Origin of the sequence: Sphingobacterium sp. UBA6317 (genome assembly GCF_002440385.1) — a bacterium.
GTDB classification, from domain to species: Bacteria; Bacteroidota; Bacteroidia; order Sphingobacteriales; family Sphingobacteriaceae; genus Sphingobacterium; species Sphingobacterium multivorum.
Genome location: NZ_DJTD01000065.1, coordinates 63,124 through 78,328, shown reverse-complemented (window position 1 = coordinate 78,328; position 15,205 = coordinate 63,124). Strand labels below are relative to the sequence as shown.

Sequence of the window (15,205 nt, the reverse complement as noted above, 5' to 3'; positions counted from 1 at the left end):
TATCCTTATGAAAACTTTTTTTTGTAAATTAATAGTCAGTTTGTGTTTGATCGTAGGTGTATTTGCTTGTGGCAAAGATAACTATGATGCCCCTAAAAGTACACTGAACGGTCGTGTAACCTACAATTCAGAACCTCTAGGAGTAAGAGGATCAAACCAGTCCGTTTCACTTCAGCTATGGCAAGATGGTTTTCCGCTTCGATCTGCTATTAATGTGTATGTGACGCAGGACGGTTCATTTGCGGCAAAACTCTTCGACGGGCGGTACAAATTGGTGGCAACCAGCGGAAATGGCCCCTGGCTGAATAGTGCGGATACAGTGCTGGTTGATGTGCGGGGCAATACAAGCATCGAGTACCCGGTTAAACCTTATTATACCATAAGTAATATTACCTATAATGTTCAAGGGAATATGCTGAAAGCTTCTTTTGACGTCAAGACAATAGATGCTTCAAGAACGATTGATTTAGTCACCTTATTGGTCAATGATACAAAATTTGTGGATTTGGGCCAATATACATATAAGATGGAAAAAACTGGATTAAATGCCGGCCATGTCGAATTGGAACTGGATATCAAAGATATTTTGACCAAGAGTGCAGCGGTGTATGCGCGCGTAGGGTTACGGGTAAATGGGATTACCGAGGCGCTGTACGATAGTGAACCAAAGAAACTAAAATAAAAATGATTAAAAGAATTGGCTTTTTAAGCTTATTGTTGGGGTTTGGCTTAGCTACGTCGGCTCAATCAGGAATAGCAACTTCCGTAAACCAATTGCCGTTGACAGGTAAGAATACACAATACGTGAACAATAGGGCTCCGCTGAGACAAAATGCCTTGCTGAAATTGCCGGTAGGCAGTATAGTGCCTGAAGGCTGGTTAGGGAAGTACCTAGCATTGCAAAAAGATGGTCTTACAGGTCATTTGGGCGAAATTAGTGCCTGGTTGTCCAAAAAAAATAATGCTTGGTTAAGTACGGATGGGAAAGGAGATTATGGCTGGGAAGAAGTTCCTTATTGGCTAAAAGGTTATGCTAATCTGGGCTACATCTTAAAAGATCCTACAATCCTAGCGGAGTCAAAGATATGGTTGGAAGCCGCACTAAAAAGCCAGCGTCCTGATGGATATTTTGGGCCATTGATGCTGCGTAACAACAAACCAGATCTTTGGGGGAATATGTTGATGTTGTGGTGCCTGCGATCTTATTATGAATATAGCGGTGACCAACGTGTCTTAACCTTGATGACCAATTATTTTAAATGGCAGGCCAATTTGCCGGATAGTTTTTTTCTTAAAGACTATTGGGAAAATAGTCGGGGTGGTGACAATCTGCTCTCGGTTTATTGGCTCTATAATAGAACACAGGGGAATGAATGGCTGATGGATTTAGCGGATAAAATCCATCGAAATACCGCCAATTGGCGCCAGAAAGATGATTTGCCGAATTGGCATAATGTTAATGTAGCGCAGTGTTTCAGAGAGCCGGCAACCTATTATCTGAAAAGCCAATCGAGTGAAGACCTGAATGCGACCTACGCTAATTTTCATTTTGTCAGGCAGGTATTTGGTCAGGTTCCAGGCGGTATGTTCGGTGCCGATGAAAATGCACGTCCAGGATATACCGATCCCCGTCAAGGGGTGGAAACCTGTGGTATGGTCGAACAGATGGCCTCCAATGAAATCCTTCTTGGGATAACAGGCGACCCATTTTGGGCAGATCATGCGGAGGAAGTCGCTTTCAATACCTATCCAGCAGCCGTAACAGCAGATTTCAAGGCCTTAAGGTATATTACAAGTCCAAATATGACCATCAGCGACAGCCATAATCATGCTCCTGGAATTGATAATAACGGGCCATTTTTAATGATGAATCCCTTCAGTTCACGCTGTTGTCAGCATAATCACAGTCAGGGCTGGCCATATTATGCTGAGCATTTGTATATGGCAACGAATGATAACGGTGTTGCGGCAGTACTATATGCCGCATCAAAGGCTGAAATCAACGTCGGAAACAAGCAGGCTATTCAGATCCGGCAAGAGTCCAATTATCCTTTTGAAGAATCGCTACGATTTGAAATAGGAACACATGGTAAAACGGTTGATTTTCCCTTTTATCTCCGTATTCCAGCCTGGGCGAAACAAGCGAAAGTAACGGTTAATGGTAAAAGCCAAGCTGTGGAAGCTGGTGCAAAATATATTCGGATTCAACGGCAGTGGAAAGACGGCGACAAGGTCGAACTTTCCTTACCAATGACCATAGATCTGAAAACATGGACAGCCAATAAAAATTCAGTGAGTATCCAGCGTGGACCATTGACCTATGCCCTTAAAATCAAAGAGAATTATGTGAAAAAAGATAGTAAGGCTTCGGCAATAGGAGATTCCAAATGGCAGGAGACTGCAGATCCATCCAAGTGGCCATCCTATGAAATCCTTCCTGCAAGTGATTGGAATTACGGACTTGTACAAAATCAATTGCAAGCTGTTAACCACCTAAAAGTGGTCAAACGACCATGGCCTAAAGATGCATTTCCTTTCGACGCAGAAGCAGTACCTATTTCGATTCTTGTGAAAGCGAAACGTATCGATGGGTGGAAAATTGATGAAAACGGGTTAACGGGGGTATTGCCTCTGAGCCCCGTGGAAAGCAAAAGCGAGGTACAGGAAGTTGAACTAATTCCAATGGGAGCAGCACGTTTGCGCATTGCTGCTTTTCCCACGGTGAAATAATATAAATACGATATAAATAAATGACTTAACGATTTTTTATGATGAAGAAAACCTTATTTTTTGCCAGTTTGATGATGGCAGCACAATTGAACTTTGCTCAGGATTGGAAACCCGCCGGATCACATATATTAACCCCCTGGGGCGAGAAAGTAACGGCCCAAAAGCCACATCCTGAATACCCTAGGCCACAATTAATCAGAACCAATAACTGGCAGAATTTAAATGGACTATGGAAATATGCTGTCACTCCGGTAGGTACTAAAGAGATTCCTCGGCAATGGGACGGCAACATCCTTGTTCCTTTTGCTATTGAATCGGCATTGTCCGGTGTTGGTAAAGAGGTTGGAAAAGATAAAGCCTTATGGTATAACAATACCATAACATTGGACAAGTCTGTCCATAAAAATAAGGTCCTGTTGCATTTCGGTGCCGTAGATTGGCAGTGTGATGTGTATGTAAATAATCAATTGGTCGGAAGACATGAAGGTGGTTTTGATCCATTTTCGATGGATGTGACAAGCTTCCTAAAGAAAGGAGCGAAACAGGAAATAGCCATTCGGGTATGGGATCCGACTGATGATGGTCCACAACCACGGGGTAAACAGGTGAACAAGCCGAATGGAATATGGTATACACCAGTGACGGGAATTTGGCAGACCGTTTGGTTAGAAAGTGTTCCACAAACTTACATTGTAAGTACCAAACAGACGCCGCGATTGGACGATGCTGTCTTGGCCTTTCAAGCTTCCGTAGAGGGAAGCCAAGCCGGCGACGAAATAAAGGTGCGTGCATTGGATGGAGGAAAGCTTATTAAAGAACAAATAGGACAACCCAATACATCCTTTGATCTTTCGGTACCCAATCTGGAGCCCTGGTCGCCGAGTAACCCTAAACTCTATGATCTGGAAATTCAGCTGATTCGAAAAGGAAAAATCGTAGACCAGGCGAAAAGCTATTTCGCCATGCGGAAGATAGCCATGCAGAAAGATGAAAACGGCGTTCAACGTTTAATGTTAAACAATAAGTTTACTTTCCAATATGGTCCATTGGATCAAGGCTGGTGGCCGGATGGTCTACATACCGCGCCAACGGATGAAGCGCTGAAGTTTGATGTCGTCAAAACAAAGGAAATGGGATTCAATATGATCCGTAAGCATATCAAGGTAGAACCGGCACGTTGGTATCGGTACTGTGATAGTATAGGTATGCTTGTCTGGCAAGATATGCCTAGCGGCGATCTTGGTGGAAATCATTGGGATATGCAACCGGGAAAGATTTCAGGTGGCAATCGGGATAAAGTACGTTCACAGGAATCTGAGAATTACTACCGGAAAGAGTGGAAAACCATTATGGAGGTGTTGCACAACTATCCAAGTATTGTCATCTGGGTGCCTTTCAATGAGGCTTGGGGGCAATTCAAAACGAAGGAAATTACGGAATGGACCGTGGCTAATGACCCGTCAAGACTCGTAAATAGCGCCAGTGGTGGTAACTTTATGGAAACTGGACATATCTTGGATATCCATAATTATCCGGATGCAGCCATGCCTGATCCAAATTTGTTTGGTGCTAAACAAGTGCTTGCATTGGGTGAATTCGGTGGTCTGGGATTACCGATAGACGGACATTCTTGGCAACAGAAAGACAACTGGGGATACCAAAGTTTCAAGAATAAAACGGAATTATTGGAGCGTTACAAACGTCTTATCCATGATTTGACACGTCTAATTCCGATGGGATTGTCGGCCGCTGTTTATACACAGACAACAGATGTGGAAGTAGAAACAAATGGTTTGATGACTTATGATCGCAAAGTTGTAAAAATGCCTGAAGCAGAATTGAAGGCTGCACATCAGGCGCTTTATAATGCACCTACCAAATAATTGATAGCGATATGGCCGCAACACGGGTTGCGGCCTAAATTTATCGCTGAAAATATACCGGTCAACCTAAACCTATTTTATACGAAATCAATGAAATTAAAATTACTAATTGCAACGGCTATTGTATGTCAATCGGTATCGTCGTTTGCACAAAAACAAGTCCTTAAGAATGATCTTCGCGCGCCTGCCTATCCTTTAGTAACAATTGACCCGAATACAAGTGCCTGGTCCTATAGCAACGAATTGAATGCAGATGTTGTACGCCATTGGACCGGAAAATCCTTCCCTTTATTAGGTGTCCTTAAGGTAGATGGGAAATCCTATCGCTTTTTAGGTAAAGAAGAAGCTGAACTCTTGCCTTTGGCCCGGATGGGCGAACATGCGGCTTGGACGGGAAGTTACGTTGTCAGCGAACCTGCCTCAGACTGGATGAAACCTTCATTTGATGCACGGCAATGGAAAATGGGGGCAGCGCCATTCGGTACCAAGGACAAAGAACCCAATGTGGAGACTGATTGGCAGGAACCTAAAATTTGGGTTAGAAGGGAAGTTGAACTGACTGAGGATCTTACGGGCAAATCCGTATATATCGAATTTACACATGACGATGACGCTATTTTGTACGTCAACGGTATTGAGGTTGCTAATACAGGCAATTCGACAGGTAAAAATAGTCGGGTCAAGCTGCCCGAACATGTCGTAAAAACATTGAAGAAAGGAAAAAATATACTCGCGGGTTATTGCTATAATAGGGTAGCGAATGGATATTTTGATTTTGGACTCTTTACAGAAAAAGAAGGTAGTATTCAATTCGACAATGAAGCGAATCAGATCACTTCCAATGTGCAGGCAACACAAACACATTATTCGTTTAACTGCGGGCCCGTGGAATTAAATATTACATTTACTGCGCCGATGTTTTTGGATAAATTGGACTTAATGGCTAGACCCGTAAATTATCTTTCCTATACAGTCCATGCGAAGGATGGCAAGAAACACCAGGTACAACTTTATTTGGAGGCGGCACCAAATTGGGCACTGAATTCTCCTCTTCAAGATGCGACAAGCAGTTCCTTTATTTCCGGAAATCTCCAATTTGTAAAGACAGGAAGCAAAAGCCAGCAGGTTCTAGGAAAGAAAGGTGACGACCTACGGATAGATTGGGGGTATTTCTATATGGCAGGTGCAAAATCAAAGACAAAGTCCGCGGTCGGAAGTAGCCATCAATTACGCTCTAATTTTCTGAAGAGTGAAAATAGCTCTTCTTCAAATGGAGGGCAACAATTGGCACTGATGCAAACTTTTGATGTCTCATCAAGCTACCAGGATAAGATCTTGTTGGGCTATGATGACCTGTACTCGATCCAATATTTTGGACAAAATTTACGACCTTATTGGAATACCAATGGAAATAGTTCCATTGAGAAACAATTTGAACTGGCCGACAAAGAGTATACTGTTCTCAAAAAGGCTGCTGATAAATTTGATGCAGAATTATGGGGTACAGCTTTGCGCAACGGAGGTGAGGACTATGCTGCATTATGTGCCTTGGCCTATAGACAGGCAATCGCCGCTCATAAACTTGTAAAAGCACCCAATGGCGATCTGCTTTTACTGTCCAAGGAAAATGACAGCAATGGGTCAATAGGAACAGTTGATGTAACCTATCCTTCGGCTCCGATTTTCCTTTACTATAATCCAGAACTGGCAAAAGCACTAATGAACGCCATTTTTTATTATAGTGAAAGCAATAAGTGGACAAAACCTTTTGCTGCGCATGATGTTGGGACCTATCCTTTAGCGAATGGCCAAACTTACGGTGGAGATATGCCTGTCGAAGAATCGGGAAATATGCTGCTATTAACTTATGCTTTAGCAAAGGTGGAAGGCAATGCCGCTTATGCCAAAAAACATTGGAAAGTGTTGTCTACCTGGGTAGATTATCTAGTCGATAAAGGTCTTGACCCCGAAAATCAGTTGTGTACAGATGATTTTGCAGGCCATTTTGCGCATAATGCCAATTTATCCATTAAAGCTATTTTGGGTATTGCATCTTACGGGTATCTGGCCCAAATGCTTGGTGAAGAGGCTACGGCGAAAAAGTATTTGACCGAAGCAAAAGCAATGGCGATGAAATGGAAAAAGATGGCCGAAGATGGGGATCACTACAAGTTAACTTTTGATAAAAGTGGAACCTGGAGTCAAAAGTATAATATGGTCTGGGATAAATTGCTTAAGATGGATATTTTTGACCCTTCTATCCGTGAAACTGAAATTAAATACTATCTCAGCAAACAAAATAAATACGGACTTCCCCTGGACAGCCGTCAGCCTTACACCAAAACCGATTGGATTATTTGGACGGCGACCATGGCAGATGATAAGCCTACCTTTGAGGCATTTTTGAAGCCAGTCTACCGTTTTATGAACGAAACAACCGATCGCGTTCCCATGTCGGATTGGACCTATACAGACCGTCCTAAAAGAGCTGGATTTAAAGCACGATCTGTTGTTGGCGGGTATTTTATCAAAATGTTGGAAGAGAAATTGGGAAAAGCAAAATAGCTTTTCCTATGATATAGAAAATAATATAAATAGAATAATAAGATGTTGAATGCAATGTTGTTCAGATATTGGATTGGCGGAGTTGTCGTACTGAACCTGTTGAGCTCTTGTGGAAGCGTTACAGGTTCAGTGAAGCCGTCGGGACAAATAACAAATACTACGACCCAGAATAAGACCTATAGCAATCCGGTTTTTGAGCCCATACTTGCTGATCCTACAGTCGTTAGAGACCCACAGAGCAAAATGTTCTATGCGTACGGGACAGCCGACAATTGGGGCGACGGAAAGGGGCAACGTTTGGTGTCTATTCTACAATCGGCTGATCTTGCTCATTGGACTTGGATTGGTACGGCCTTCAGCTCAAAACCGGGTTGGAAAGCAGAAGGCGGAATCTGGGCCCCCGATGTGGTGCAGTTAAATGGTAAGTATCTTTTATATTATGCCTATTCCACATGGGGTGATCCCAATCCCGGCATCGGTGTAGCCCTAGCAGCTAGACCGGAAGGCCCCTTTATCGATCAAGGTAAACTTTTTGATAGCAAGGAGATCGATGTGCCTAATTCAATAGATCCTTATTTTTTTACTGAAAATGGGCAGAACTATCTATTCTGGGGCAGTTTTAGCGATGCGAGCACGCAGGGTACATATGGTGTTGAACTGGATAAAAATGGGACAGTGGTACCCGATTTAAATAAAAAATTTAAAGTTGCCGCAGGAGATTTTGAAGCCGTTGTGATTCATAAACGGAAAGGGTACTATTACTTTGTCGGGTCCAAAGGCTCCTGTTGTGAAGGAGAAAAAAGCAGTTATCATGTTCTTGTGGGGCGCTCTCGCCATCTGAAAGGACCCTATGTGGATCAAGAAGGCCGCAACCTTACACAGCGGGGGAGTGGAACACTGTTGTTAAAAGGAAATGATCAATTTGTGGGGACGGGCCATACTTCGCGCATTATTACAGACGACAAGGGAAAAGATTGGATACTCTATCATGGTATCGATCCAAAACAGCCTCGTGTTGCTACGGGGGGAAATCGCCGGATGCTATTGTTGGATCAGATCGTCTGGGATAAGGACTGGCCAAAAATTGAAGGGACAACCAGCAGTGTTGCGCCACAACCAGCACCAACGTTTAATTTTAAATAGCATTTGCAATAGCTAGCAGCGGATCTTCGATCTTCGTCGGTCTTAATTTTCGCTGCCGATAAAAAATATGGTACATCAAACGAAGAAACATTTTGAACTTCTTGACGCCATGCGTGGGGTAGCCGCAATCGCAGTCGTCCTGTTTCACTTTATGGAAATTGCACAACCGGATTATCGCAATAGTTTTATTCCACATAGCTATTTAGCCGTTGATTTTTTCTTTTGTTTATCGGGTTTTGTCATTGCCTATGCCTACGATCAGAAGCTGGCCACAATCGGTCTAAAACGATTCTTTCTCTTGCGTTTGCTGCGATTGCACCCATTGGTTATCATCGGTACGTTGATTGGTTTATTCGCATTTATTTACGATCCATTCAGCAGTTTGGCTGGCTCATTTTCTGTTTTGCAAAAGATGGGGATGTTTATTAGTGGGATAACGTTGATTCCATACCCGGTTGTACCAGAACGCTATTTTAATCTTTTTCATTTAAACCCACCTACATGGTCGCTATTTTGGGAGTATATCGCCAATATAGCCTATGCTTTGGTACTGGTACGGATTTCAAAAAAGTTTCTTTGGGGGATAGTGCTCCTTGGTGCAGCAGCGCTATGTGCCGAATCATTTCGTTCGGGCTATTTAGCTGTCGGTTTTGGAGCAGACAACTTTTGGGCTGGTGGAATTCGTTTATGGTTTTCGTTTTCAATGGGACTACTTATTTTTAGATCGAACTGGACCATTTCCAACAAGCTTCCTTTTTTCGGTGTTCTAGGTCTACTTGCCGCCGTATTTTTTATTCCATTTTCTGAAGCTTATGGTAAATACATTGATCCTATTGTCGTTATCTTCTATTTTCCTTTATTACTCTTACTGGGGATAGGAGGGCAGCCTGTGTTTGGAGGGGTCAAGAAGTTATGCAAGTTTTTAGGTGATATCTCCTATCCGCTCTATATCATTCATTATCCATTTATCTGGATTTTTATGAGCTATGTAGAACTTAATCACCCATCGAATAAGCAAATGGCTGTGATTATTGTTATTGGAATGCTGTTGTTGATTTTTTTATCTTTATTAGTCTTTAACTATTTAGATGAGCCTATTCGGAAATATTACAGTCGGAAACTAAAGTAAATGGCGATGAAGCCAGCTACTGATGAACTGGAATACCTCCATTTTGCAGTCTTCATTAAGAATTTCATGCCGCATGCCTGCATATAATTTAAGGGTTATATCAATCTGTCCCTGTGCCCTTAACTGTGCCGCACTTTTTTCAACGCCTATTCCAAAATCTCCAATTGGATCATCTTGTCCGCTGATAAATACAATTGGTAGATTTTTTGGGATATTCTTGGTAGCCTCGATAGCTGTCGCTTGCAAAGAAAGGTCTAATACGGTATGAAACCCATTGTTGGTAAACAATCCCCCACAAAGTGGATCTTCCAAAAATGAAATACGGTTTGTCTTGCTTACGCTTAACCAATTGCTGTTATTTTGGTTAGGCTCGTTCTTAAATCGAGCATTATTACGTCTGTCAAAAATGCGATTGATCAATTTACTTCTTCCTTTAGGGGCAATACTATTGAGAAGAGTGAGTAAAAGGCGAAAGGCCATGGATCCTTTTTGACGTTGGCCTGTCCCCACGATAATGGCCCCCTTAAATTGCCAGCCAATTTTTTGCAAAACACAGCGTGTGACAAAGGATCCCATGGAATGCCCTAAAATAAATTGAGGCAGTTGCGGATAGGTTTCACGTAAGAAGTTACTCATTGTAATGGCGTCATCAATAAGTTGTTCTTTAGCCCCATGCTTTTTAAAATAACCCAATTGATCGACCTGTAGCGCCGTTTTTCCATGGCCCAATTGATCGTAGCTTAAAACCGCAAAATTCTGTGTAGTCAGATAACTGGCCAATTCTTCGTACCGACCACTATGTTCCTGCATGCCATGAACCAAGAGTAATGTTGCCACTATTTGATTGTCGTCGGGTACATACAGACGATAGAAAATTTTATGTTCAGGTTCAGTCGTTGCGCTGATTGTATAAATATTGGAAACTACCTTGCTCATTATACCACTTTATTTTAAGTAAAGTAAGATAATTTTAGTGCATTTACAAGTTTAACAATCTTCTTTCAGATGTTGTTCGGATGAAGCCGAAAGCCTTTCAGGGCAATTGATCAATAAAAATTAGCACGATTAATTTTTGTGGTTTGGGAATATTTTTTAGATTTGCATTAATTTAGAATTAATTTAAATAAAGTAGCTGATCTATTTTAAACATGGGCTTGTCTGTATGCAGAAATTGTTGCAAACATCGAATTCGGAACGCATCCATGTTCTAAAAATATACGCGTTTACACATATTCTGATGAAACCAACACGATATATTCCGACCCGTGTTATCGTATAATTAAAGCTCAATTTGCAGAATAATTGAGTAGGGAATGAATAGGTTATGTTGCTCCATCACCTTCAAAAGACAAATAAAAGAATGAAAAAGACACTTTTGGCAGCTTTATTATTCGCTGCATCTTACGCACAGGCGCAGACAAACTCGTTGATGAACGGCGAGTTCTGGAAGGGCAAACCTACATTGACCGTTGTTAAAGCAGAAATCAGCAAAGGAAATAGCCCTTCTCAGCCGAATGCGGCATCCTTTGATCCGGTCACTATGGCTATATTAAATGGTGCTCCGACTGATGTCGTCAAATTCATGACCGAACAAGAAGGGAATAGTGTAACCAAGAAGACACATCACAGCCGTAGTTATTTACACTGGGCAGCGTCAAGTGGAAATGCTGAATTGGTCGATTTTTTAATAGCGAAGGGATCTGATGTCAATTACCAAGATAGCCATGGTTACCCAATTGTCGCTTATGCAGCTTCAACAGGAAATACAAATACTGCTGTGTATGATGCCTTGTTTAAAGCAGGTGTGAATCCCAAACAGAAATATGAAGGTGGTGCAACTTTGATGATGCTTGCAGCGTCGGCAGACAAGGACCTGGCATTGACGGATTATTTCATAAAAAAAGGATTATCTATTCAAGATAAAGATGAGTCGGGCCGTACGGTAACGGATTATGCTGCTAAACTTGGAAATACCGCGCTTATGGAGAAATTCATCGCCCGTGGTGTAAAGCCGACCAACAATGCGTTGTTTTTTGCGACTCAAGGTTCTAGACAAGCTTCTAACGGTTTGGCGGTTTATACCTATTTGGTTGAAAAGTTCAAATTGGATCCTAAGACGGTAAATAAGGAAGGTGCTACGGTACTGCATGCTTTGGTTCGTAGGCCAGATATGGATGTGATCAATTATTTTTTGGATAAAGGTGTAGATGTCGCAAAAGCTGACAACGAAGGAAATACGGCACTTATGGTGGCTGCTAGTGGTAAAGATGCTAAATTGGTCGAGTTGCTGCTTACTAAAGCAAAAAATGTGAATGCTGTAAATGAAAAAGGAGAATCTGCATTGACTAAAGCAATAGCAAATGGAACTCCCGAAGTAGCTGCGGCATTGGTTAAAAATGGAGCCGATACCAAGGTATTGGATAAGGAGGGCAATAACTTAGCGGTCTATTGGTTTAATTCTTACAAGGAATTGCCACAGGGGGGCAGACCAGGTGGTCAGGGAAATGTGTCACAAGGGGATGAGTTTAAAGAAAAATTAGCGATCCTTAAGACGAACGGATTGGACGTTATTGCTCCGCAAAAAAATGGTAGTACATTGTATCATTTGGCAGTAGCCAAAGAGAATGTGAAGCTTATCCAGAAAGCTAGCGAACTTGGAGTAGACATTAACGCACAAGATAAAGAAGGAACGACGGCACTACATAAGGCAGCTCTCCTAGCTAAAGACGATTCCATATTAAAAACATTGGTTTCGCTTGGTGCAAAAAAGGAATTGAAAACAGAATTCGATGAAACAGCTTATGACCTGGCGAAAGAGAACGATTTCTTAGCTAAGTCCAATGTGCAGCTTGACTTTTTGAAATAAGACAACATCGTATTTCAGTGGTATTTCTAATCATATCGATGAAATATCCCGATAAATAATAGAAATATTGGTAACGCTGAACGGACTACGGATACCTTAAAATTAGATACAATTGAAGATGAATAACATATTTAAAACAACGATAGCCACTCTTTTATTTTCAATGGCAGCCCTAAGCTCTTTCGCACAGGCAGCTAAATATAAGTGCATGATCCAAATGAATGCCTACGAAGGTGAGAAAGCCTACGTCGTGATTTCACTGATTAATCCTAGTGGAGCTTACGAAAAAACACTCGCCGTATTGGGATCTGATAAGCAATGGTATAATACGATCAAGGAATGGTACAAGTTTCAAAATAAGACCAAAGAGAAGCTAAATGCGGTGACGGGTGCGTCAGTTGGTGGCGGTGACCGTGCCATGCGTACATTGGATATTGACGAATCGAAGTTCAACAAAGGGTATAAACTCCGTTTTGAATCTGCTGTAGAGGAACAAAAATATCATACTGCCGATGTTGAAATCCCTTTAACAAAAGAAGCCATTACCGAAAAAGCGAACGGCAAGGGATACATCAAACTTGTCAAGTTAAATAAAATACAATAAAAGAGGGGTAAAAATGCTGGTATCTATTTGGAGGTATGCACATTTAGCCTTAGCTATTGTTTCTTCTGTCTTTTTACTTTTATTATCGATAACTGGCGTAATATTGGCCGTTGACGCTGTCAACGAAAAAATTCCACCTTATCGGGTTGAACATATTGAAACTTTAAACCTTGCGCAGTCCGTAACAGCCTTGCGCAAGGTTTATCCCGAAATCATAGCGATTTCGGTAGATCACAATCAATTTGTGAGTATTGATGCCATAGACGCTGATGGCAATACCGTGAAGGGTTATATTGATCCGAATACCGGGCGTCTGCTTGGTCCCCAATTGAATAAGTCTCAATTTATTCTATGGGTTACAGCTTTACACCGCTCGCTCTTTCTGAAAGTGACCGGCCGGGTGATTATTGGTGTGGTTTCATTTCTGTTGTTTCTTATTACTATTTCAGGAATTGTTCTGATTGTTAAGCGTCAACAGGGCGTTCGACACTTCTTTGCCAAAATCAATCGGGACTTTTTTGCCCAGTACTTCCACGTTGTTTCAGGACGTTTATTTTTGATACCAATTTTGATATTGGCCCTAACTGGTACCTATTTATTCCTGGTACGTATTGAAATCTTAAAGAAGCCGAATCAAACCATCGAATATCCCAATAAGATGAAGGAAGATATCGAATTGGAGGTGGCAAAATTTTCAATATTCCAAAATACAAAACTTGTTGATTTGAAGACCTTGGAGTTTCCGTTTATGGAAGGCGATCCTGACGAATATTTTGTATTGAAGCTTCGCGATCGGGAATTGACCATCAACCAGTTGAATGGAAGCTTGCATAAAGAAGTCAAGTACCCCTTTACTGCATTGGCCGAAGAGTTGTCTTTGGACCTTCATACGGGTAAGACCAATATTATATGGGCTATTGTACTGGGGCTCGCATCGTTGAATATTGTGTTCTTTATTTATACAGGGTTCGTCATTACATTCAAGCGCACGCGTACAAAAATCAAGAATAAATATAAACCTGAAGAAGCGGAGATTGTTATTCTTTTCGGAACGGAAAATGGAAGTACGCTGTTTTTCGCCAATCAGATCCATAAACAGCTCTTGGCGGATGGGCAAAAATCGTTGCTGCTCGGAATGAACCAATATCAGTGCTTTCCAAAGGCAAAACACTTGCTTGTGTTTACTTCGACATACGGGCTGGGAACAGCACCCTCCAATGCACTTCAATTTGAACAAAAGCTCAATAGCCATCCACAAAAACAAGATGTACAATTTTCGGTTCTCGGCTTTGGTTCAAAAGCCTATCCTGACTTTTGTGCCTATGCGCGCGAAATTGATTGTTTACTAGAAAAACAAGGTTGGGCTTCGCGTTTAACAGACTTACGTACCGTTAATGATAAGGATGTTGATGAACTTATTTCATGGATACATGACTGGTCTTCGCAGGCCACTATTGCACTCGCTTCTGCACCAGCTATTTATAGTGCTAAAGTTGTCGGACTGACGAAATTTAAGGTGGTAGCGAAGTCTGCTGTTTCAGCGACTAACACGACCTTTACTTTAGTGCTGAAGCCTGCAAGTAAAATTAACATGCAATCGGGCGATTTATTGGCAATCTATCCCGCGCAAGATCAACGTGAACGTTTTTATTCGATCGGCTACAAAGATGGAATGGTGCAGCTCGTGGTGAAATTGTTTCCTGATGGATTTGGTTCTAGCTTCCTCTATCGATTGGAACCGAATCAAACCCTCCAGGCACGTGTCATGGTTAATCCAAGTTTTCATTTCCCGAAAGCAGCAAATGCAGTCGCTTTAATTGCGAATGGTACAGGGGTAGCACCCTTTCTTGGCATGATTTCAGAAAATGAAAGTAGGACGCCTTTGCGTCTGTATGCTGGTTTTCGCCATCGAAATGAAATGACTGCGCACTATGTGGATTTTGCTGATCAACAGCTGAAATTAGGGCATCTGCAGCAGCTTGAACTGGCTTTTTCGCGCGAGGAAAATCCACAATATGTCATGGACCTGATCCGTCGGGATGCGCTATATTTTGTCGAATTGCTTGAAAAAGGAGGTTGTGTATTGCTTTGTGGTGCATTGCGTATGCAGCATGATGTTGAACATACTTTAAATGAACTTCTCCTGGCGCATGTCGGCAAAACTATTGCCGACTACAAAGAAAGTGGACAAATCTTAACGGATTGTTATTAGTAAATTGATGGTACAATGGTAAATCCCGTCACGAAGACTACTTTTGGTATAGATCGACTTTATAATTCCTTTT

General features: G+C 41.8%; 10 protein-coding genes. 9 read left to right on the top strand and 1 reads right to left on the bottom strand.

Annotated elements, in window-relative coordinates; translation table 11 throughout:
• Positions 1–7: 7 nt before the first annotated feature.
• The 6 genes from B3E92_RS21270 (at position 8) to B3E92_RS21245 (ending at position 9,450) form a co-directional block, all read left to right on the top strand.
• Positions 8–682 (top strand): DUF3823 domain-containing protein, encoded by a 675-nt coding sequence (locus B3E92_RS21270; RefSeq protein ID WP_286898198.1) that lies wholly within the window; start codon positions 8–10, stop codon positions 680–682.
• A gap of 2 nt (positions 683–684) precedes the next feature.
• Positions 685–2,730: a beta-L-arabinofuranosidase domain-containing protein gene (locus tag B3E92_RS21265; RefSeq protein WP_286898197.1), complete on the top strand. Its 2,046-nt coding sequence runs from the start codon at positions 685–687 to the stop codon at positions 2,728–2,730.
• Between the two features lie 38 nt (positions 2,731–2,768).
• Positions 2,769–4,613, top strand: a complete 1,845-nt coding sequence (locus tag B3E92_RS21260) for a glycoside hydrolase family 2 protein (protein WP_239468833.1) — start codon at positions 2,769–2,771, stop codon at positions 4,611–4,613.
• Positions 4,614–4,703: 90 nt separating this feature from the next.
• A complete protein-coding gene (locus B3E92_RS21255; protein ID WP_286898194.1) occupies positions 4,704–7,178 on the top strand; it encodes a glutaminase family protein in 2,475 nt (824 codons plus the stop codon).
• 42 nt (positions 7,179–7,220) lie between these two features.
• Positions 7,221–8,321, top strand: coding sequence for a family 43 glycosylhydrolase (locus B3E92_RS21250; RefSeq protein WP_286898193.1), 1,101 nt, complete (start codon positions 7,221–7,223; stop codon positions 8,319–8,321).
• 67 nt (positions 8,322–8,388) lie between these two features.
• Complete coding sequence (locus tag B3E92_RS21245; RefSeq protein ID WP_286898190.1) at positions 8,389–9,450, top strand: acyltransferase family protein; 1,062 nt, start codon at positions 8,389–8,391, stop codon at positions 9,448–9,450.
• On the opposite strand, the gene B3E92_RS21240 is transcribed toward B3E92_RS21245, so the two are convergent.
• Positions 9,442–10,386: an alpha/beta fold hydrolase gene (locus B3E92_RS21240; RefSeq protein WP_286898188.1), complete on the bottom strand. Its 945-nt coding sequence runs from the start codon at positions 10,384–10,386 to the stop codon at positions 9,442–9,444. The genes B3E92_RS21245 and B3E92_RS21240 overlap by 9 nt on opposite strands.
• Before the next feature lie 424 nt (positions 10,387–10,810).
• Between B3E92_RS21240 and B3E92_RS21235 the strand changes: the two genes are divergently transcribed.
• The 3 genes from B3E92_RS21235 (at position 10,811) to B3E92_RS21225 (ending at position 15,132) form a co-directional block, all read left to right on the top strand.
• Positions 10,811–12,316, top strand: a complete 1,506-nt coding sequence (locus B3E92_RS21235; RefSeq protein WP_286898185.1) for an ankyrin repeat domain-containing protein — start codon at positions 10,811–10,813, stop codon at positions 12,314–12,316.
• Positions 12,317–12,434: 118 nt separating this feature from the next.
• Positions 12,435–12,920: a DUF2271 domain-containing protein gene (locus tag B3E92_RS21230; protein WP_070567915.1), complete on the top strand. Its 486-nt coding sequence runs from the start codon at positions 12,435–12,437 to the stop codon at positions 12,918–12,920.
• A gap of 13 nt (positions 12,921–12,933) precedes the next feature.
• Positions 12,934–15,132: a PepSY domain-containing protein gene (locus B3E92_RS21225; RefSeq protein ID WP_286898182.1), complete on the top strand. Its 2,199-nt coding sequence runs from the start codon at positions 12,934–12,936 to the stop codon at positions 15,130–15,132.
• Positions 15,133–15,205 lie beyond the last annotated feature (73 nt).